Origin of the sequence: Sporosarcina sp. P32b, from assembly GCF_002743335.1 — a bacterium.
In the GTDB taxonomy this organism is placed as follows: Bacteria; Bacillota; Bacilli; order Bacillales_A; family Planococcaceae; genus Sporosarcina.
This window is the reverse complement of the sequence record NZ_PDZB01000011.1, coordinates 1-19,944: the sequence shown is the minus strand read 5'-3', so window position 1 is coordinate 19,944 and position 19,944 is coordinate 1. Positions and strand designations below refer to the sequence as shown.

Genomic DNA, 19,944 nt, shown 5'->3' with positions numbered 1-19,944 from the left:
GAATATCACTCCTTTTACATTCTAAAAAAGACTCCATGTTGCTCGCCATTTTCATCTTTCTTTTCATTCGTATCACTATAGTAAGCAGTATCCATTCGACTACTTTCCACTTCATTCTTTAAGGTCATAATTACTTTTTGGACATGATCCACTTCAGCAGATCGACTACTATTTTGCTCTTTTAAATCATTTAATTCCTTCGATAATACAGTGATTTTCTGGACCGCTTCCATGCCTGCTTCTGTTGACTGATCACGTACTGCCGAATCATAGATTTCATTCGCTTCATTTTCAATTGTAGAAAGCCTTTGTGCTACACCATCTTGTGAATGTCTACGGACAATCGTGCACACAGTTTCTTTTTGATCCAACGTCTCCCACAGTGCATTTTCAAGAATCACCATATCATCTGTCTGAACCGATTCTCTTTGATAGAGTAAAGCTCTCGCCTGCAAGATGCCCAAAGATTGCTTGAATCGACGATCAGAAGGTTGAATTCCTTCGTCTTGAAGTTCTCTTCGAATGGTAGACAATGTCTCATATACCTCATCCGGAATATGCACCTTATTAGTCATAATTTGAAGTTGCACTAAGTCGTCCAAATGCATCGTTGGAATTTCAACATGTTCGCCTTCATCCTTCATCATCGATACAAAGTTTGATTCATCCGCGATGAAATTAATTTCGAATCGTAATAAGAATCGGTCAAATAAAGCTTCAAGCCCTTCTCCTTCTTCGGGATATTCATTTGAAGCACCAATGACCGACATTAATGGTGCTTTTATGGGTTGTCCATCATTATAAAATAGTCTTTCGTTAATTAAAGTCAATAAACTGTTTAATATTGCAGAGTTTGCTTTAAAAATTTCATCCAAAAACACCAAATGTGCTTCTGGCATTTTAGTAGCGGTATTGCGCTTATATACGCCTTCTTCTAAGTCTTTTAGCGACAGCGGTCCGAATACTTCTTCGGGGGTACTGAATCTTGTCAGCAACCATTGAAAATACGACGTGCCATTAACAATTTTCGCAAGTTCTACGGATAAAGCAGATTTGGCGGTCCCAGCTGGCCCTATCATTAACATATGTTGTTTAGAAAGGAGGGCTACTAATATTCCTTCTACTTCGTTTTCACGTTCAAAGAACTTGGCATTCAATGCTTTTTTTATATCATGCAACTTTTTTATATTCGTATCCATATAGACATCCCCTCAATTAATAATAACGAATCATTGTTCTTTTTATATAACAGTGTGACTGTAATATGAAGATTTTAACCGCCTAGACGTAATTCTTTCATTGTTCATGTAATAACGAACCTTCTATTTCCGTCTAACTTTTCACCTACAGTCAGAAATCTAGTGTTAGTAATTATTTACAGTAACCTATTTACTTCTCTTACCCCTTTTAACCCTTATCAACTCACCACTTTATTACTTTTCCCAATATATTTTCCTAATACTATGCAAGGCTTAAAACACTAGTTAACGTACTTCGTGACGATTGTTCATTATGGTATAGTTAATTGAATACCTACTAATCGAGGAGGTGGATGTAAGATGTGGAATGAAAATAAAAGTACTTCTGTTGTCTTAGTAGATCACGAAGAAAAAATGTCACTCATCCAGGCAGCTGAATTTCTTGAAACACTTGCAAAAAAGTTGAAAGAGGATGGTACTTTTACATTGACACACGATGGGAAAAATCATGGTGTAACACCTGCTTCTGAAGTAGAACTCGAAATTAAATTGGAAAAAGAAAACGATAAGTATAAGTTCGAAGTGGAAATTGAGTGGCGAGACGGAAAAAGTATAAATAATTCCGGTATCTCGATTAGTTAAAATATAGTCATAACAAAAGGCTACCCTGTGATGGGCAGCCTTTTGTTTGTAAAAAAACCTCAATTCTTAATTCAGCTACCTACGGTAATCGCGTTTCCTCTATTCTGTAAAGTGGAAACTATACTCAATGCCGCAAGATAGCTTGTTTTAGGGTTGTTTGGCATTGGCTCATTTTCAATTAATAAATTCATTTTGCCAAAATCACCTTCTGCTTCAATAGTATGTGTGTTTCGTTGAACATTTGGATCTGCTATTACGCGTACTACTGTTTTATCTGCACCAAGTCCTGCAATTGATAATAGTAATGCGACATTGACGTTTTTAGGAAACTTTTCAATCGCATCTATTGCTACGCCATCAAACATGCATTCTTCTACATTCTTTACTTCAAGTCCTAGTGATTGGTAGGACTTCCTAGTCGTAATGCGTACTTCCTTTAATCCGCCTAGAGAATTTGCTGATTGTAGAAGATCCAGTCCCCCAATCGCTCCTGAAGGCAAATAAATATGTTGCTGATTCTTCCGTGCCACTTCTTTCATTTCATTCAAATACTCCACATCTTTAAATGCCCCGATACTGCTCAATATCAGGTCTTTCTTATTCTCCAGTACTTCTTCCATATGCTCCATCGCAACTCCAATCGTTGCAGCTTCCACGACTACATCCATAGGAGAATGAATGAACTCCTGAAAGTCTGTATAGAACTTTGCACTGTACTGTGATTCCAGCCTTGGCCCCACCTCTTGGTTACGTCCGAATATCGAGACAATTTCAGCTTCCACTTTGCCGTTCTTATTAATACTTTCTAATAGATACTGCGCAATATTGCCAGTTCCAATTATACCTATTTTCATATGACAACACCTCTTTCTTCAGTATATACACTCTTCCAAGAAATAGATGGCTTTCTACTACAATACCCTGTCTATACATAATCCACACAAGAAAGGAATAGGATGGTATGGATATGAGATAGGTAAATTAGGGGGTATGTACAAATGGCTGGTTATACGGATAATTATGAACGGGATACGTACGGTATTATCGATTTTTGGGTGCGCAATAACTTTGAGCATGGGGAGTTTTTCGATCGAGAAATTAGTCACCATGAGTTGGAACTAGCTCGCGCCAATCAGCAAATGGTCGACCGCATGGGGAAAATATTTAAAAAGACTGAATCCAAAACTGGTGATATCGGGTTGATTATCGACGAGGCAAAGAGCTCTACAAAAGAGTTCGCTGACCTACTAATTCATACGATGGATCGCGCATTGCATTGCGACGTCATCATTTCAACTCCTACTTCTCTTCTTGATCATATGATTCGAGAAGCTGAAGAAGCAGAGCGTGTGTTCAAATTAATTGAAACGAATTCTTACATCACGCCAGCTGACGCGACACTGCATGAGAGCAACTTCTGGCTTCGTCAAATGCTTGACCACCTTATATTTATTAGTCATTACGTGGACGCTTCCAATTATGAATTGCATGATCAAGTACGTGCAATGACAAGGAAGTTTGAAAACCTTCTATTACAAGCTCAAGCTTTGAAGACCATCATTCGCAGACCACGGAATGAAGTATCACCTGTGTTGAATACATTCAATCAAATGGTGATAAAAGAAGCAAAAGCACTGGAAGCTTTTAAGTTGGAATTAAGTGAACTGATCAAAGCTTGTGCCGCGGTTACGACTGCTCCGCCCGATTTGTTAGAACATATTGCGAGAGAAGCCCATCATCTGTGGAAAAATCTCGAAGATCAGGTCGTAAACTAATTTTCATGAAAACATGACGAGAATTTCTCGTCGTGTTTTTTCGTTTTTCACATAAAACTTTAGCGGATTAAAACTTTTTCTATTTGAGCTTCGTTATAGTAATAGAGAGGCGGTGGTGGATATGAATTCGGCGGAACTGGAGCATGTAATGGATACGTATGGGGAACATTTATTGAAAATGGTCTACTTCTATTTACGTGACCGTGAACTGGCGAAGGATATCGTCCAGGAGGTCTTCATCTCATTTTACGAGAAAACGAATTATCAAGAACAAGGAAAGTTACGTGCTTACTTAACAAAATTAACAGTGAACCGCTGTAAAGATCATTTGCGAAGCTGGTCTTTCCGACATTTGAAATTTAATAAAGAATGGGCAGAAACTATACATACTGAACATGATCGATTGATTCTACAGGAAGAAAAGTCTGCGATTGCTTCTGCTATATTGGCATTACCTATAAAGTATCGAGAAATTATACTGTTTTATTATTACGAAGAACTAACTATGCGAGAGGTTGCTGCGTTTCTTGATCTATCGGAAAACACCGTAAAAACGAGAATGACCAAAGCACGTATTTTGTTAAAAGATAAACTGTCAGCTGATTATTGGGAGGTGCTTTCCATTGAATAAGGTAAAAAAAAGTTTAGACGCTGCGGCGGGAGACGTTTTCAATGATAAGGAAGAATTAAAGCAACGAGTCCTTTACGGTGGACGTAAACCAAAACGAAGAAATCCTTTTCCTATTGTTGCCTCTGCTATCGTTTTAGTTGCTATAGTATTGATCACGTTCAATATCTTACAAAACGGTTCTACTAGCACTAATGGTAGTACATATAAAACAGACGAGACATTATATGATCTCATGCTTCAAAGCGAACGGCTTGATCAGGGTGACTCTGATGAATTACGGTACAGAGTCTTTCAAAGTATTCTAGAGATTGATTCTGTTATAGACTATGCAGCTTCCCAGGGCTACAAAGAAGACAGAGAGGAAATTGATACAATTATTAATGAGCAACAGCAGTCATTTTTTAATGATTTTACCGAAGTTCAATTAAAAAGCGTTGAAAAAGCACAGATGGACAACTTTGGCTATTCTTATGATCAATATTTCAAAGTGATTCTGACATACACTCAGCGTCATACAAATGTAATGAACTGGTTGCAACGAAATAAACCTAATGATGAAACAACCCAACGACAAATACTAGACGCTTTCCAAAAAGAGCATCAACAAGTCATCACAGCGTTCATGGAGAAGAAATCTATTCCAGATTTAATGGAAAAGTTTCGAACCCAGACGTTAGATGGCGTGGTAGCATCTGCAGATCAGGGACAAGTATTGCTTGTGTTAGGGCTTGAACCAAAAGATTATGAGGGTCTATCTACGGATGAAATAATAGATCTAGCTTACGAATCGGCCTGGTTCAACTTCAGCGAATCCTTTGATGACATTCAACCTGATATGCATATTGAAGTTACTTTTGATCCACTTTCATACGCAATCACCCAGCGAGAGCGTCCAACAAGATTCCATGACATAATCAAATGGAATGAATATGAAAAATAAAAAAAGCGCTAGTACGGTTTTATGAACTGAACCCCAAATGGTAGACACTTTTAAAAAAGCGACTCCATTTGGGGTTCAGTTCAATACGTGAACAATCTCTTTTTATTTTACCACCGTTACTGGACAGTCTACATGTTTCATCACTTTATGACTGACACTACCTAAAACCATTTCCTGAAATGAATTTAAACCACGGCTACCGATAACTAGTTTGTCGATTTTCTTCTCATTTACATAGTTGATTATTTCCTGGCTAGGATTCCCTTTGAGTATGATGACTTTCGCATCCACAGCCGATTCCTTTGCCATAGCTAAAATCGGATGCATTTTTTGTTCGCGTTTCAATGCTAGGCTTTCAGGACTTTGTGATAACAGTCTTTCATCTTTCGCCTTGCTAAGATCCTGTACATAAATAATCTCTAACGTAACTTTTGGCAAGTATTCTGCTAGCATAATCGCGTGCTTTGCGGCGCGCATCGCATTTTCAGACCCATCAATTGCTACAGCAATTTTCATATCGTTCACTCCCTTACAATAATTTTTCATATAATTGTTCACTTGAAGAATTTAACCCACGAATCGTGACCGCAATCCCCTTACTTTCGAGCTTAGTGATCACTTTTAAAATCGCACCTACTGCTGATTCATCCCACAGCTGACTATTTTCAAAATCAATGATAATTTGTTTGTCATTTATATCATCAAATGCCTGAATAAACTTCGTCGTAGAAGCAAAAAATAAAGGACCTTGTATTTTATATATACCCTCTTCATTCGTTACCGAGACACGTGATATCTTCGCAACGAAGAATAATGCACTAAGGATAACTCCAATCACTACGCCTATCGCTAAGTTATGCGTGTATAAAATAATCACTACAGTAATCAGCATAACAATCGATTCTGAACGTGGTGCAGATCGAAGAAATTTAAACGATCCCCAGTTGAAAGTCGTTGCCGCCACCATAACCATAACACCAGCAAGAACAGGCATCGGAATTTTAACGACCAAGTCCCCTAATACAATAATCAAAAACATTAAAAATGCTCCAGCAGTCAATGTAGATAGACGACCTCTACCACCTGATTTAACATTGATAACGGATTGTCCTATTAACGCACAACCTGCCATTCCACCGAAAAATCCAGTGATGAAATTGGCAATACCTTGTCCGCGTGCTTCACGGTTTTTATTACTCGGTGTGTCCGTCATATCATCGAGCACTTGCGAAGTCAGCAACGACTCGAGTAACCCAACAATCGACAGCGCCAATGAATACGGCAGAATAATTTTCAGTGTTTCAAAGTTCAATGGGATATCAGGGAAAAAGAATGTTGGCAATGAACTCGGCATCGTCCCTAAATCACCGATTGACTGCAGTTTCACTCCGCTAAACAACGCAATAGCCGTCATGACAACAATCGCAACAAGTGGAGCAGGTATTGCTGTAAAGAATCGCGGCACCGCATACACCAAAATCAATGTAGCGATCGCAAATACATACGTCATCGTACCCGAACCGACTAGATAAGGTAGCTGTGTAATAAAAATCATAATTCCTAATGCATTTACGAATCCTAGCATGACCGAATTCGGTATGAAGCGCATTAAATTCGCTACTCCTAGTGAACCTAAAATTAATTGAATAATACCCGTTAAGATAGTCGCTGCCAGTACGTACTCTAGGCCATGATCCGCCATTAAACTAACAAGCACTAGCGCCATTGCACCTGTAGCAGCTGATATCAATCCAGGACGGCCTCCAACGAATGCAGTAATAACGGCAATAGTAAATGATGCATATAGCGCTACACGCGGATCGACCCCAACGATAAACGCAAAAGCCAATGCTTCTGGTATGAGCGCTAGTCCGACGACTATACCTGCCAATATATCAGCACGCACATTACCAAACCATTGCTGTTGTAAAGTTTGCATATTGTTCCCCTCTCGTGATGTAAAAAGTTCATCCATGGTAGAATGTAAACAGCATATCATTTTCAGTCCCATAAGTGAATAGTTTTGGGAAGTAAGGAGTAAAAAATGAAATATGGATATACCCGTCCAATTGTAGGTGATCAGCAAGCTACTGAGCAGTTAGCGGATCTTGCCACAGACATGGTTTATATAGAGTCTCACGGACTAGCTAAAAAAAGAGTGGAGCTTGAACGTCTACTAATGGATGTCCAAAGAGGAGACACATTGTACGTACAAAACATTGAAGTGCTAGCTGACTCGCTTCAACAGCTCTGGGATATTTTACGCTTAGCAGAACGCGATCAACTCATTATTTATTTTGTGGACGAACAGCTAACTAATCATACTATGCAATCTACCACATTGCTTCAAAACGTAGAGTTTTTCGCAAAACTGCAAACCACTTTTCTCAGTCATTCCTCTACATTTTCCTTACAAGTTGCGAAACAACAAGGTAAAGCAATTGGACGTCCACGAAAGTCTGATGATAACTTACAACGCGCATTTGAAATGTATGATAGTAAAAATTTCACTTTATTTGATATCAAAGAAGAAACAGGTATTAGTAAATCCACACTCTATCGCTATTTGGATGAGAGAGCAGCTCCGTATGATAAGCAGTAGTTTTCCATCTGGTTAATTTTCTTTATCTATAGTTTTAGTATCATTTGCTCAGATAGCAGTAGTATCAAGCATTAAAATGGTTTTGTATAATCAATTCATTCTTATAGTTTTCCTTATTAGAATTCCCTTCTGATGAAATCAATTTGCACTTGCGCTATTTCATAAAAAACGTAAGATAGCCAGTGAAATGAACATTTCACTGGCTATCTCCCCAATTATTTTATTTCACTTCTATTTGTCCCATCATTCCGTTGTCTTCATGCTCTAAAATATGACAATGGAACATATACACACCTTTATGCTTAAACTGGATGGCGATTTTCACTTTTTCTCCAGGATGAACAGCAATACTATCCTTCCATCCTCGTTCATTCTCTCGAGGTTCTACTCCATCTCTTGAAAGAATTTTAAACTGTGCGCCATGAATATGGAATGGGTGAATCATACCACCCATCATATCTTTCTTATTATAGATCTCCCATACTTCTGTCACGCCTTGCTTTTGAGTAAAATCTATTCTGTTTGGATCGAATTTCTTTCCGTTTATTTCAACATGTTCCATCATCCCGAAAAGCTCTATATTCTTCGTTACCGGCATGTTTTTTTCTTCGTCCGTTACGGCAAAATCATTTAGTCGCTCTGTTGTTTGTGTATCTTCTACTTCTTGATCCAATACATCAAACGGTAAAAGGATGGAGCCATCTTCATTAATTAAAGACAGACTATCTGTAGACTTAAGTTGTGAGAAATCAATAATTATCTCTGCCCGCTCGGATGGCGTCAAAGTTACTTCATTCAATTTGACGGGTTTATTCAAGAAACCGCCATCTGTCGCGATTTGAACAAATGATTCACCTGTATTCAATTTGAACGTGAAATTCCTCGCGTTTGATCCATTTAGTAATCGAAGACGCACTTGTTCCTTACCTACTGTTAATACAGGATTTACCGTACCATTGACCAATAATGTATCCCCTATCGTCCCATCTTCGTTCATGACCGATTTATAATCTAATTGACCTTGCTCATCGAAAACTCGATCTTGGAAAACTAAAGGTATATCATTTTTTCCGTATTCTTTAGGAATTTCTAATTTCGCTGAATTAGAATCCTCAATATATATCAACCCTGCAAGTCCTTTGTATACTTGTTCGGATGTCTTGCCCTCTGGGTGTGGATGAAACCATAACGTAGCTGCCTCTTGTGTCACTTCAAATTCTATTAGTTCTTTTTCACCTGGTTTAAGTGTTTTATGCGGTCCACCATCTGCTTCACCAGAAACTTCTAAACCATGCCAATGAAATGTTGTTTCTTCATCTAATTCATTTATTGTGTGGATTTTTAGCGTTTCACCTTTTTTAAACTGAAGAACTGGCCCTAATAGGTCACCATTATAACCCAATGTTTCTGTAGTAACTCCATCAAATATTTCTACCTTACCTGTTTGCGCTTTGATAGTATATTCAGTTCGATCTGTCGCATCACTAGTTAGCAATGGTGGGATATTTAATTCATTTTCACCTGTCGAGTCTTTTAAACTCACTACATTGTCATGGCTCATATGTCCGTTTCCCATTGTAGAGTCATCCGTCATGTGATGATTTCCTTCGTTACTATTTTGATTCATCATGTGTCGATTGTTCTGATCATTCGATTGCGCATCGTCACTACAACCACTGATTAATAATGCGCTCATTATAAACATAACGGTTTGAATTTTTTTACTCATTTATAAATCTCCTTTGTCTATTGATTTCAAGATTAGTATAGCAATAACATATGGAAAAACTATGCACGAGTGACGCATTATAATTGATTTGCTTCTGCCATTTTTTATAGAAAAATGCCTAAAGGCTACTGAAGTGATTGTGAAAACTAGTCATCAATAAAAAAAGATGCCAAGGAAGTACTTCCCGGACATCTTTCACCACTATTAAAATCTTGTTTTAGCTGGTTTCTTCATCGGCGCTTTATTGATCAAATAGGAGATGAATGTATCATCCGCCAGATGAGGATTGGACGAGTTCAACAATACCGCAAGATTCTTTGCATCGTCTAGCGCTCTGTGAGCATTATGCACTTGAATTCGGTGCGCTCTCAGCAATTGTTGCAGTTTACCATTCTCAAAGCCGTAATTTTTCCATTTGATTTGTCGGACGGAGCAATACCAATCCATGTCGAGCGTTTCAGGCAATAGTCGACTGACGAATCCCCTATCAAATGATGCGTTATGTGCTACTATACCATCTGCTTGATCTAGTATTTTCAGGATTCTATCCATATCCAGCGACTTCCCTCTTACCATTTGATCGGTAATGCCCGTGAGATTCGTAATGGTCGAAGAGATCGAATAGAACGGTTCTTGGAACTCGCAATACTCATCAGCCACCCGAACAATACGATTATTATCGTACTCACCAAGCATCACGCCTAACTCGATTACTTCACTCGCCTCGGCACTCATACCTGTCGTCTCCACGTCAATAAACGCGATAAGTTTTGTCATGTACAAACTCCTTTTACACTCTATTTACATTGTATTTTGAATTTAATTATAATCATCTCTATCCTTTTAGTATATCAGGATTTCAATACTATATGTTCAATTTAAACTGCTGCCAATTTAGTAAACGTGTAGTAATTTCATAAGTTGCCACACAATTCAACGTGTTGTATACTAGGATTGCTTACATAATTGTCCGTACGGGTGCTTGAGAGAATCAGGCTGAGATAGCAGGTTAATCCACTGCTGACCGTTAATCTGATCTGGGTAATGCCAGCGTAGAGAGCGTGATCGATGGAATTATACAGGAATCTCTTTCCTTCCTCGGCCGTCTGCTCTTCAGACGGCTTTTTTGTATGAAAAAATAAGAGGGAGTGGAAGAGTATGAAGAAGTTAAAGTTTACCGATTTATTGATCACTATCATGATCGGTGTGGTGTTTGGAGTGTTAATGAAGTTTTGGGATGATTTATATACGGTCGTCAAACCGATCATACCTGTTGCGCGTCAACTGCTTTACGGTATGTGGTTTATGGTAGGGCCATTTGCCTTTTTATTATTGCGAAAGCCAGGTACTGCATTCATCGCAAGTATAGCAGGAGCTTCATTGTCTGCGTTTGCTGGTCATGGTATTGAAGTATTGATGTATGGATTTGCACAGGGACTTGCTGCTGAATTACTGTTTGCTGCATTCCGTTATAAACGCTATTCCATTATGATCGCTGGGTTAGCAGGTATCGCTTCATGTCTTGCAAGTTTCGGACTCGATTTAATTTATGGATATGCAGCACTCGAAACATGGGCACTCATTGTGAAATACGGACTACGTGCTATTAGCGCGTTCATCTTCACAGGTATTTTCGCTGTATATATTGTAAGAGCGCTAGAAGCTACAGGCGTGACATCGTTAATTCGACCTGTTGATAAGAAAGAATATACGTTGCTTGATCAGTAAACGCGGAGGAATGATCTTACTATGAATAACATCAGCGTTACCGATTTACGATTAAAGTTTCCAGGAGAAGATGGTTTGCTCTTTAAAGACCTCTCCTTCTCTGTTCGGCCTGGTGAAAAAGTTCTCATGCTCGGCCCTAGTGGTTCGGGGAAATCTACTTTACTCCAAGTATTAAGCGGCATTATACCAAACTCTATCGAACTGCCATTGAAAGTAAAAGACATTCAGTTGCCTGACTCGTGGGGATTCGTTTTCCAAGACCCGGATACACAGTTCTGTATGACCTATGTCGATGAAGAACTCGCATTCGTTTTGGAGAATCTTCAAGTTCCACGTGAAGAAATGACTCTTCGTATTGAAGAGGTATTGAAACGTGTAGACTTACATGTAAAAGACCCTCATACGCCTATCAATGAAATGTCTCAAGGTATGAAGCAGCGTTTAGCATTGGCTTCTGTTTTACTGCTGGAACCTGACGTGCTATTTTTGGATGAACCATCTGCCTTACTAGATCCGGAAGGCACGCAACAGATTTGGACTTCTATTAAAGAAGCGACCGCTGATAAAACCGTGATTATTGTAGAACATAAAATTGATTTGATTGCTGACTGGGTTGATCGCGTGGTGCTGTTTAATGATCATGGGGTTATGATAGCAGATGGGTCGCCTGCAGAGATCTTCGCAAACTTCCAGCAAGAACTGAAACGCTATGGCATTTGGTATCCGGGTGTTTGGGAAGAATATAAAACGTCCAAAGCATTTCAATCGATGACGAAAAATCGTCAAGCAGTTGCATCTCAAGAGAAAATTCAGATTCAAGATTTTCACGGCTATCGTGGTCAAGCGGAGAAGATTTCTGTCAAACAGGCGACCGTACAGGCTGGTGACTGGATTACGATTGTTGGAGAAAATGGTTCTGGTAAAAGCACATTGCTTCTATCTCTCATGCAACTACTTCGGACTAACGGTGTCTATGAAGTAAACGGCGTGCCAATTATATGGAAAAAGAAGAAACGACAACTTCCTAAAGGTCTATCGCTCGTCTTTCAAAACCCCGAGCTGCAATTTGTGACGAACTCTATTACGGAAGAGTTAACCGTATCTTTGCACGGTATGCCAAAAGCAGATGCCGAACATTATGCGAAGGAACTCATACGCTCATTTAACTTACCATATTCTGTTTCACGTCACCCTTATCAGCTATCGACGGGTCAAAAGCGGCGTTTGAGTGTAGCAACTGCTCTTACTCCTCATACGGATATCTTGTTACTTGATGAGCCTACTTTCGGACAGGATGCACGAAACACTTTCGCCATTCTCGAGAAGTTAGAACAACTGCGCACCGAAGGCATGACCATTTTGATGGTTACGCATGATACGGAAATTGTAGTGAACTTTGCCACAGCTATTTGGACTGTAGTGGACGGCGTACTACATACGGCTAATGTGGCAGGAGGTGCGAAGAATGTTCAATTGGTTCACACCTAAACGCAAGACCTGGTTATTTCGGGTCAATCCCGCGCTAAAATTCATTGTGTTTTTTGCGTTCTTGATTATTACGCTTGTGAATCAAAGTTTGCCTTTTGCTATCTCACAAGCAGTTTTATACGGAATATTGTTTTATGTATTTAGCGGCTATTCACTGAAGAAACTTTCATTACTCTCAATTCCGTTAGTCATTTCTTTCCTGTCCACTGGGTTGACAATGTTGTTGTTCGGTAAGGGTGAAGCAGTATTATGGCAATGGGGATTATTCAAGATTTCCGAAGAAAGCATTCAACATGCGCTTTTGCTTGGAAGTAAGTCCCTTTCATTCGGCTTCGTCGGCTTTACGTTTATCTTAACAATCCAACCCGTACTATTCTTTTATGCGATGATGCAGCAGTTTCGTCTGCCGTCCAAATATGCGTATAGTTTCATTGCAGCTTTTCGTTTAATTCCCGCTGTAACTGAGGAACTACAAATTCGCAGGAACGCGTTGAAAGTACGGAATATCCAGTTTTCAAAAGGGGTTAAAGGGTTGTATGAACGTTTGCAATCCTATACCGTTCCTCTATTTGCCCAAAGTATACGTCGCGCACAACGCATTGCAGTTGCGATGGAAGCGAAGCAATATCAGATGGGGGCTGCGAGGACGTATTATTATCCTACACAGTATAATACAATAGATAGGGTGTTTTTACTTGTCATGATATGTTGTTTATGTTCAGCTTTTTTACTATCAGTTTACCGATAATCAACACATAAAGTATGTAACCATATAAAGAGAGAGCACAGATCTAGTTCAGATCTTGTGCTCTCTTTTTCATTACACCCGCTGATGATCTGCTCTCCATGACTTCACGGATTTCTTTATTTCATCAGGTGACAGCCCTTCAACTACTGCTCGATCCGCAAGCTCCACGAGCTCTTCATCTGAAGCAAATCGCAATGCAATCAATTGTGACTTCGTCAATTTTGTAGCTAAACGGTTACCTGTCAGCATAAAGTAGCGAAGCTGTTCTTCTGTGACGATTAATCGATCTTGCAAAGACAATGCATAAATACGTGCGAGCATTCCTGGAATAATAGCGAGAACGGTAACAGCAAATAATAGCAGAATCTGTATTGAGAAACCGTATTTTACAAATTGATAAATTCCATAGATTGCTGTTGTCAAAAGCAATACAAAGCTTAAAGGCAACCAAATATAGTGTTGCAATGGCATTACACGTGTATGATTTTCATACGATTGTTCTTTCATTCTTGTCACCCCTTATATACCGATAGGGGTATTATATCTTATTTAGTGCAAGATGTGTGCGTAATTGCTTTTCATTAGGACAACCGTTTCAATATGAGTCACGGAGCCTTCCTGCTATGTTAACCTAACTCAAAAAACTGCCATAGCTATCTTAACGATACGCTATGGCAGTTTTGTTTTATAGTATTTATTTAATTATCGTGACAGAGCTGTTCACATGTTTGATTACTTTTTGACTGACGCTACCCATGACTAAATTTTTAAGTAATCTTAAACCACGACTACTAAGAATGAGATGATCAATTTCATTAGTGTTTACATGCTTAATGATTTGCTGATGCGGATTTCCTTGAAGAACTGTAACTTCTGCTACTATTCCCTTATCCTTTACTAACTTCAATGCAGATTGCAACTTTTTCTTTTGATACTTATCAAGACTATTAGGACTTTGTTTTAATAATCGCTCATCTTCTTTATTGAAGTCGATTACATGGATCAATTCCAGTTTCGCCCCAGAAAATTGTTGCATTAACATAATCGCATAATCTGTTGCCCGTAATGAATTATCTGAGCCATCTACCGCCACAGCAATCTTCATGATAAAACCTCCTAAAACTACTTTCTTCAATTTTATAATTGAGATTTTCTTTCAGCTTCTGTCACCAACATAACATTCCATTCTCAAGTTCTATACCCTCTTCACGGATCATGTAGTCCAATACTAAGTAGCTATTCTAACAATCCAAAACCATTCTACCAAGTACTTAACGAAAATCCAACTATCTGCTTCTTATAAAACAGTAAATCCTATTTAAATTAAAATCGCCATAAAAGCCTAGTACACCAGACTATATGACGACTTCATTTATTTGACGATGGTTACTGGACAATTTGCTTGCTCCATAACACTGCGACTTACACTACCGAGCGCCAATTCTTGCATCATGTTCATTCCACGGCTACCAAGTACCAAGTGTTCAACATCGTCCGTTTGCAGATGATTAATGATTTCTTGATCTGGATTCCCTCGCAACAGCGTGATAGTGGTTCTAACTCCCGCTTTTTCCGCCAACTCGACTACTGGTCTTACAATTCGATCTTGATACAACGATAAACTTTTAAGGTTTTGCAACAGGAGTTGTTCATCCTCCACTTTGTTATAGTCGGTTACAGAAATCACTTCAAGCTCTGCGTCTTGTCTATTCCCTAAAAGCGTCAGCGCATATTTCGCTGCACGAAAAGCATGTTCTGAACCATCTATAGCTACAGCAATTTTCATACTAACAGCCCCTCCCAGTATTTAAAATACTTATTATTAGTAGTATATATCAGAACGCTAGAGTATTCAGTGTTCCAACTGCTCTTCTTATCCGATTAATATGAAAACACAAAGAACTAACCCATCTACAAAAAAACGTTAACTCATAGTATATGAATTAACGTTTTTACATGATTTAAAATTAAATTATGCGAGCAATAAGCGGTTGGCGAGCAATCTGCCTCGAACCATAATTCCAGCCCACGCTGCAAGAAAAGCTTTGATGAATCCCCCGATTAAGAACGGAACAAAGCCTGCCATGATAGCAGCTGTCCAAGAAAGTTCCGCGATAAACTTTAGCCATACTGTACCAAACGCTAACGCAACGAACATTCCAAGTATATTGGCGATAATCGCATTGGGTAGTTTGAAACTTGTCCGCTCCATATAATAACCCGTAATGAATGCGGTTGGAATAAAGCCAATCAAAAATCCGCCAGTCGGTCCAAAGATTACACCTAATCCCGAAGACATACCTGAGAATACTGGCATTCCTACCGCTCCCATCGCTAAATATACTAATACAGAGATCGTTCCATAACGTGAACCTAAAATAGTTGCAGCTAAACCGACTGCAAGTGTTTGTCCTGTGATCGGAACTAGTGGAAGTGGAATTGTTAGCTGTGCCATAATGCCGATAATGGCCGCGAATAACGCGGTTACAATCATCATTTTTAATTTATTTCTCGAGTCCATCATTTCTTTAATCCCCTTTGAGTAAACCATTATCCAAGTAGTGTTGACATTGATTTTATAGTATATAAATAGTTGTGTCAATCCTATGTGATAGTTTGTTTACTCAAAGAGTACATTAAAAATACAGTAGCTATTTAGTTATTACTCCGGTAGAAGTCTACTATCGTATAGTATATTTGTGAATTTACTTCAACATCCGTAGAAACCCTAATTCAGTATAGGCTACAACATATTTTGAAGGTCTTCGAAAGATCAAAATGCATTAACTCTACAAGAGAGCTTATCCTCCAATTCACCAGTTATTTTTTCAACCCATGTAAAAATAACTGTGTGATCTCTTCAGCCAGTTCATCTGGTGTATGAGAGCCTGGCCAAAGTTTAGTAATCGCTAGGTATTCAATCGCTCCAACTAGGGCTGCAGCGACCACATCGAAATTTACAGTAGTATGAAAGTAACCAAGTCTTGCTTCTTCCGTAAGATTATTTTCTATTTGTGCAGTCATTTGCGCTTTAATAGTAGTTGCTTCTTCCGAAACGACGAAACCAATCCGGGCAACTTCTTCATTTTGCTGGAAGAGTTCAAAAACAGCCCGTAATCCATAAGCGATTCGCTCGGATACTCCTTCTTCTGCCACATCTGCAGGAAGTTTACTTTGTGCTACATGATGATATAGTTTTTCTTTAAATACATCGACTAATTCCTGGAATACAGCTTCTTTGCTTTTAAAATATAAGTAGAATGTTGGCTGTGTAACATTTGCCTCTTTCACGATTTCACTAATTTTGGTTTTATGAAAACCATGTAGAGCAAATTGCATTGCCGAAATTTCTAAAAGTAATTTACGACTTTTTTCGCCATCTGCTCCTACTTGCCGTCCTCTTTTCTTCAGTTAAAACACTTCCAATCATAATATAAAAAAATATCAATAGATACGTTAATTGTACAGTGAGATTCACAAAAAACCAAACAATACATTGAATTTTAAAAGCAATTAATCTATTTGCTCAGCCTCTAATTATGCAGTTTGAAATGTTTAAGGTATTAACTATTATCATTCCGTTCATAACATATTACTAGCTATAATTATTACTCATAAAAAATCGTTTCTCCTACGAATTATTTAATTAGAATAACGACAACGACTACTCTACTATTCTCTATTTCTCTTTACCTATTTTATAATCCGTCAAGCATATACCTAATTATGTTGACTTTCTTCGAAATATATCGAATAATATTAAGTAAGCGCTTTCATGTTTATGCGTATAGTTGAATATATTATGTTAAGGAGGGAACTGTATGAAGTTGGCCAGAAATATTATTATTGCACTTATTGCTGGGGTAGTTGTTGGTTTAGTATTAAATATTTTCACGCCTGGTATTTTCACACAAGCTGACGCATTTCTATTTAAACCACTCGGTACCATCTTCTTGAATCTAATGAAGATGCTAGTTGTGCCCGTGGTATTCATTTCAATCGTCCTCGGAACGGTTGGAATTGGTGATCCAAAGAAATTAGGGAGAATCGGTGGCAAAACAATCGGGTTTTTCTTAATTACAACTGCTATTGCTTTGGTTATCGCAATATCTCTTGGTCTATTATTAAAGCCTGGTGAAGGTGGCAATTTCGAAACAGCTAATGCCACATATGAAGCACAAGAAGCACCACCTGTAGCAGACACGTTATTAGGCATTATTCCCACAAACCCGATTAGTGCTATGGCAGAAGGTAATATGCTTCAGATTATCTTCTTTGCAGCATTAATTGGATTTGGAATGGCAATGATGGGTAGTAAAGTTGAAAGAGTGAAAGAGTTCTTTGAACAAGCGAATGAACTCATTATGTATCTAATTACATTTGTGATGAAGTTCGCACCGTACGGGGCATTCGGTTTAATCGCATCCGCTGTAGGAAGTCAAGGTATGGATGCTCTGAAGGTAATGGGAATGTATATGGGAGTCGTTCTCGGAGCCCTTCTAATCCATACGATTGTTGTCTATGGTGGATCGGTCGCATTCATTGGCAAGAGGAGTCCCATTTGGTTCTTTAAGAACTTCTTTCCTGCCCAAGTTGTCGCATTCAGTACGGCAAGTTCTGCCGCGACACTACCGATTTCAATGAAAACCGCTCAAGAGAAGTTGAAAGTACCCGAATCTATCAGTTCGTTCACTCAATCGCTTGGGGCTACAATTAATATGGACGGCACAGCCATTATGCAAGGGGCAGCTGTCATATTCATTGCACAAGCTTATGGTATCGAATTAACTATGGCACAGTTACTCACTGTTGTTTTAACTGCAGTATTGGCTAGTATTGGAACAGCTGCTGTACCAGGCGCAGGCCTAATCATGCTAGCAATGGTTCTAACGTCAGTCGGTCTGCCGGTTGAAGGAATCGCACTTGTTCTCGGAGTAGATCGCCTACTTGATATGGTGCGCACAGCTGTCAACATTACTGGTGACGCTGCATGTGCCGTTGTCGTTGCGAAATCAGAAGGTGTGTTAGGCGAGCCAGATGTTGAAGAAATTCAAGGAGAAACGGAAATCGCATAATTCCCAATAATACCTGTACGGAAAACCATCGTGTTTACTAAACATGACCGCTTTCCGTGCAGGATTTTTCATGTCGGGGACTTGATTCCCGCTCCGCACAGCGGAATGACAATGACTTCATTTTTAGAATTCGCATACCTTATATATCCAGCATAATTAACGGCTGAAGTGATTTCTACATAGAACCCTTTCGCTGCAAGCATTGCACGGGCTACTATAATTTCATCTTCCGAAACAGTAATGAACGAACCTTTTGTGTCCTTGATGGCTTCAAGTATTTGTTTGGATCTGGCTGGTGAAGCAATGGCAATACCTTCCGCAAGAGTTCCTTCATTCACGATCCGCTTTCCTTTGAGATCTTGACCTTCGAATGCTTTTGAAAGTGGTGCACAATTCTCAGCTTGAATAGCGATGATCTTCGGCATTTGGTCAATTTTCTTCGCTTCAAGTAACTCTCTAAACCCATAGTAGGCGCCTAATAATAAGGTGCCATTTCCAACTGGAATTAGTAAGGTGTCAGGTGCTTTTCCCAATTGTTCATAGATTTCAAATGCATACGTCTTTGTACCTTCGTAAAAAAATGGATTGTAGACATGGCTTGCATAATACACTTGCTCTTCTTCCACTGCAGTTTGAGCCGCGGTCGCCACATCTTCCCTAGTTCCTCTCACTGTTTTAATACTTGCGCCATGCGCTTCAATTTGCGCCATCTTTTTAGGCGATGTATCCGCACTCACATACACATCACAGTCTATCCCTGCTCTGGCACTGTATGCAGCGATGGCTGTTCCCGCGTTACCACTGCTATCTGCAATCATTTTTTTGGCCCCCAACCGTTTTGCCAGTGTCACAAGTACCGCTGCACCTCGATCTTTAAAAGATAATGTCGGCATCATAAAATCTACCTTGATATAAGTGTTAGGCTCTAATTCATCTAATTGTAGTAAAGGTGTTTGACCTTCCCCAAGTGTAATTGAACGCCAACCACTTAGATATTCTCCACCTAGCATTGAAGAAACATATCTCCAAATAGATCTTTGACTCGTCCAACTACTACAGGTTGTGTCCGATTCCGGCTGTACTAAATCTAGCAGACCGCCACATTCACACTTCCAGCGTCTTGCCTCAATAGGATAAACATTCTTACATTCCGAACAGCTATATAGTGTCATACTCGTGATCTCCTTTATGCAGTTATAATTTACTTATAAATAGGTTTTTATATATATTTATTGGATAAACTGAATATATGGGAGCATTCCTGTTAGAAGCTTTTTCGGGGACTTGAACACAAAGAGCCCTCTTGGTATGATGCGGGGTGTCAAATCTGCACGAATTGACCCCTAATTTACATACCAAGGAGGACTCACAATGAATTTTACGCAAA

General features: G+C 39.1%; 21 protein-coding genes and 1 riboswitch. Of the genes, 9 read left to right on the top strand and 12 right to left on the bottom strand.

Features of this window, described 5'->3' with window-relative positions:
* Nucleotides 1-14: 14 nt before the first annotated feature.
* On the bottom strand, nt 15-1,199 hold the full coding sequence (locus CSV64_RS09215; protein WP_099634333.1) for an AAA family ATPase: 1,185 nt from the start codon (nt 1,197-1,199) through the stop codon (nt 15-17).
* 360 nt (nt 1,200-1,559) lie between these two features.
* On the opposite strand from CSV64_RS09215, the gene CSV64_RS09210 reads away from it, so the two are divergent.
* A complete protein-coding gene (locus CSV64_RS09210) occupies nt 1,560-1,841 on the top strand; it encodes an amphi-Trp domain-containing protein (protein WP_099634332.1) in 282 nt (93 codons plus the stop codon).
* Nucleotides 1,842-1,912: 71 nt separating this feature from the next.
* On the opposite strand, the gene nadX is transcribed toward CSV64_RS09210, so the two are convergent.
* A complete protein-coding gene (gene nadX / locus CSV64_RS09205; RefSeq protein ID WP_099634331.1) occupies nt 1,913-2,695 on the bottom strand; it encodes an aspartate dehydrogenase in 783 nt (260 codons plus the stop codon).
* Nucleotides 2,696-2,839: 144 nt separating this feature from the next.
* Here nadX and CSV64_RS09200 point away from each other — a divergent pair, with 144 nt between their 5' ends.
* The 3 genes from CSV64_RS09200 to CSV64_RS09190 all read left to right on the top strand — a co-directional run bounded on the left by CSV64_RS09200 (nt 2,840) and on the right by CSV64_RS09190 (nt 5,187).
* Nucleotides 2,840-3,616: a DUF2935 domain-containing protein gene (locus tag CSV64_RS09200; RefSeq protein WP_099634330.1), complete on the top strand. Its 777-nt coding sequence runs from the start codon at nt 2,840-2,842 to the stop codon at nt 3,614-3,616.
* A gap of 121 nt (nt 3,617-3,737) precedes the next feature.
* Nucleotides 3,738-4,247 carry a sigma-70 family RNA polymerase sigma factor gene (locus CSV64_RS09195; protein WP_099634329.1) on the top strand — a complete coding sequence of 170 codons (510 nt, stop codon included), beginning with the start codon at nt 3,738-3,740 and terminating at the stop codon, nt 4,245-4,247.
* Entirely contained in the window at nt 4,240-5,187 is a 948-nt protein-coding gene (locus tag CSV64_RS09190; RefSeq protein ID WP_099634328.1) for a hypothetical protein, read from the top strand. The genes CSV64_RS09195 and CSV64_RS09190 overlap by 8 nt, the downstream gene beginning before the upstream one ends.
* Before the next feature lie 102 nt (nt 5,188-5,289).
* Here CSV64_RS09190 and CSV64_RS09185 read toward each other — a convergent pair whose 3' ends face one another.
* Nucleotides 5,290-5,703 carry a universal stress protein gene (locus CSV64_RS09185; RefSeq protein WP_099634327.1) on the bottom strand — a complete coding sequence of 138 codons (414 nt, stop codon included), beginning with the start codon at nt 5,701-5,703 and terminating at the stop codon, nt 5,290-5,292.
* A 13-nt stretch (nt 5,704-5,716) separates the two neighbouring features.
* Nucleotides 5,717-7,126 carry a SulP family inorganic anion transporter gene (locus CSV64_RS09180; protein WP_099634326.1) on the bottom strand — a complete coding sequence of 470 codons (1,410 nt, stop codon included), beginning with the start codon at nt 7,124-7,126 and terminating at the stop codon, nt 5,717-5,719.
* Between the two features lie 105 nt (nt 7,127-7,231).
* Here CSV64_RS09180 and CSV64_RS09175 point away from each other — a divergent pair, with 105 nt between their 5' ends.
* Nucleotides 7,232-7,789 (top strand): recombinase family protein, encoded by a 558-nt coding sequence (locus tag CSV64_RS09175; protein WP_099634325.1) that lies wholly within the window; start codon nt 7,232-7,234, stop codon nt 7,787-7,789.
* Nucleotides 7,790-8,009: 220 nt separating this feature from the next.
* Here CSV64_RS09175 and CSV64_RS09170 read toward each other — a convergent pair whose 3' ends face one another.
* A complete protein-coding gene (locus CSV64_RS09170; protein ID WP_099634324.1) occupies nt 8,010-9,518 on the bottom strand; it encodes a multicopper oxidase family protein in 1,509 nt (502 codons plus the stop codon).
* Nucleotides 9,519-9,722: 204 nt separating this feature from the next.
* On the bottom strand, nt 9,723-10,295 hold the full coding sequence (locus CSV64_RS09165) for an exonuclease domain-containing protein (RefSeq protein ID WP_099634323.1): 573 nt from the start codon (nt 10,293-10,295) through the stop codon (nt 9,723-9,725).
* A gap of 187 nt (nt 10,296-10,482) precedes the next feature.
* A riboswitch (TPP riboswitch) is annotated at nt 10,483-10,594 on the top strand.
* Between the two features lie 82 nt (nt 10,595-10,676).
* Between CSV64_RS09165 and CSV64_RS09160 the strand changes: the two genes are divergently transcribed.
* From CSV64_RS09160 to CSV64_RS09150, 3 genes are read left to right on the top strand one after another with little or no spacing between them, the layout of a single operon-like run.
* Entirely contained in the window at nt 10,677-11,246 is a 570-nt protein-coding gene (locus tag CSV64_RS09160; RefSeq protein ID WP_099634322.1) for an ECF transporter S component, read from the top strand.
* A 21-nt stretch (nt 11,247-11,267) separates the two neighbouring features.
* On the top strand, nt 11,268-12,734 hold the full coding sequence (locus CSV64_RS09155; RefSeq protein ID WP_099634321.1) for an ABC transporter ATP-binding protein: 1,467 nt from the start codon (nt 11,268-11,270) through the stop codon (nt 12,732-12,734).
* A complete protein-coding gene (locus CSV64_RS09150; RefSeq protein WP_099634320.1) occupies nt 12,712-13,482 on the top strand; it encodes an energy-coupling factor transporter transmembrane component T family protein in 771 nt (256 codons plus the stop codon). Before CSV64_RS09155 ends, CSV64_RS09150 begins: the two co-directional genes overlap by 23 nt.
* Nucleotides 13,483-13,554: 72 nt before the next feature.
* Here CSV64_RS09150 and CSV64_RS09145 read toward each other — a convergent pair whose 3' ends face one another.
* The 5 genes from CSV64_RS09145 to CSV64_RS09125 form a co-directional block, all read right to left on the bottom strand.
* Nucleotides 13,555-13,989 carry a DUF6526 family protein gene (locus CSV64_RS09145; protein WP_099634319.1) on the bottom strand — a complete coding sequence of 145 codons (435 nt, stop codon included), beginning with the start codon at nt 13,987-13,989 and terminating at the stop codon, nt 13,555-13,557.
* Between the two features lie 187 nt (nt 13,990-14,176).
* A complete protein-coding gene (locus CSV64_RS09140; protein WP_099634318.1) occupies nt 14,177-14,587 on the bottom strand; it encodes a universal stress protein in 411 nt (136 codons plus the stop codon).
* Nucleotides 14,588-14,854: 267 nt separating this feature from the next.
* A complete protein-coding gene (locus tag CSV64_RS09135; RefSeq protein ID WP_099634317.1) occupies nt 14,855-15,268 on the bottom strand; it encodes a universal stress protein in 414 nt (137 codons plus the stop codon).
* Between the two features lie 186 nt (nt 15,269-15,454).
* Nucleotides 15,455-16,006, bottom strand: coding sequence for a biotin transporter BioY (locus tag CSV64_RS09130; RefSeq protein ID WP_099634316.1), 552 nt, complete (start codon nt 16,004-16,006; stop codon nt 15,455-15,457).
* A 296-nt stretch (nt 16,007-16,302) separates the two neighbouring features.
* Entirely contained in the window at nt 16,303-16,830 is a 528-nt protein-coding gene (locus CSV64_RS09125) for a TetR/AcrR family transcriptional regulator (RefSeq protein WP_255397638.1), read from the bottom strand.
* Nucleotides 16,831-17,303: 473 nt separating this feature from the next.
* Between CSV64_RS09125 and CSV64_RS09120 the strand changes: the two genes are divergently transcribed.
* Nucleotides 17,304-18,557 (top strand): dicarboxylate/amino acid:cation symporter, encoded by a 1,254-nt coding sequence (locus CSV64_RS09120; protein WP_099634314.1) that lies wholly within the window; start codon nt 17,304-17,306, stop codon nt 18,555-18,557.
* Between the two features lie 68 nt (nt 18,558-18,625).
* Here CSV64_RS09120 and CSV64_RS09115 read toward each other — a convergent pair whose 3' ends face one another.
* On the bottom strand, nt 18,626-19,729 hold the full coding sequence (locus CSV64_RS09115) for a threonine synthase (protein WP_099634313.1): 1,104 nt from the start codon (nt 19,727-19,729) through the stop codon (nt 18,626-18,628).
* Nucleotides 19,730-19,944: the final 215 nt, after the last annotated feature.

Bases quoted from the DNA above. Each gene is read 5' to 3' on its own strand.
- CSV64_RS09215 (WP_099634333.1), bottom strand. From the start codon at position 1,199: ATGGATACGAATATAAAAAAGTTGCATGATATAAAAAAAGCATTGAAT.
- CSV64_RS09210 (WP_099634332.1), top strand. From the start codon at position 1,560: ATGTGGAATGAAAATAAAAGTACTTCTGTTGTCTTAGTAGATCACGAA.
- nadX (WP_099634331.1), bottom strand. From the start codon at position 2,695: ATGAAAATAGGTATAATTGGAACTGGCAATATTGCGCAGTATCTATTA.
- CSV64_RS09200 (WP_099634330.1), top strand. From the start codon at position 2,840: ATGGCTGGTTATACGGATAATTATGAACGGGATACGTACGGTATTATC.
- CSV64_RS09195 (WP_099634329.1), top strand. From the start codon at position 3,738: ATGAATTCGGCGGAACTGGAGCATGTAATGGATACGTATGGGGAACAT.
- CSV64_RS09185 (WP_099634327.1), bottom strand. From the start codon at position 5,703: ATGAAAATTGCTGTAGCAATTGATGGGTCTGAAAATGCGATGCGCGCC.
- CSV64_RS09180 (WP_099634326.1), bottom strand. From the start codon at position 7,126: ATGCAAACTTTACAACAGCAATGGTTTGGTAATGTGCGTGCTGATATA.
- CSV64_RS09175 (WP_099634325.1), top strand. From the start codon at position 7,232: ATGAAATATGGATATACCCGTCCAATTGTAGGTGATCAGCAAGCTACT.
- CSV64_RS09170 (WP_099634324.1), bottom strand. From the start codon at position 9,518: ATGAGTAAAAAAATTCAAACCGTTATGTTTATAATGAGCGCATTATTA.
- CSV64_RS09165 (WP_099634323.1), bottom strand. From the start codon at position 10,295: ATGACAAAACTTATCGCGTTTATTGACGTGGAGACGACAGGTATGAGT.
- CSV64_RS09160 (WP_099634322.1), top strand. From the start codon at position 10,677: ATGAAGAAGTTAAAGTTTACCGATTTATTGATCACTATCATGATCGGT.
- CSV64_RS09155 (WP_099634321.1), top strand. From the start codon at position 11,268: ATGAATAACATCAGCGTTACCGATTTACGATTAAAGTTTCCAGGAGAA.
- CSV64_RS09150 (WP_099634320.1), top strand. From the start codon at position 12,712: ATGTTCAATTGGTTCACACCTAAACGCAAGACCTGGTTATTTCGGGTC.
- CSV64_RS09145 (WP_099634319.1), bottom strand. From the start codon at position 13,989: ATGAAAGAACAATCGTATGAAAATCATACACGTGTAATGCCATTGCAA.
- CSV64_RS09140 (WP_099634318.1), bottom strand. From the start codon at position 14,587: ATGAAGATTGCTGTGGCGGTAGATGGCTCAGATAATTCATTACGGGCA.
- CSV64_RS09135 (WP_099634317.1), bottom strand. From the start codon at position 15,268: ATGAAAATTGCTGTAGCTATAGATGGTTCAGAACATGCTTTTCGTGCA.
- CSV64_RS09130 (WP_099634316.1), bottom strand. From the start codon at position 16,006: ATGATGGACTCGAGAAATAAATTAAAAATGATGATTGTAACCGCGTTA.
- CSV64_RS09120 (WP_099634314.1), top strand. From the start codon at position 17,304: ATGAAGTTGGCCAGAAATATTATTATTGCACTTATTGCTGGGGTAGTT.
- CSV64_RS09115 (WP_099634313.1), bottom strand. From the start codon at position 19,729: ATGACACTATATAGCTGTTCGGAATGTAAGAATGTTTATCCTATTGAG.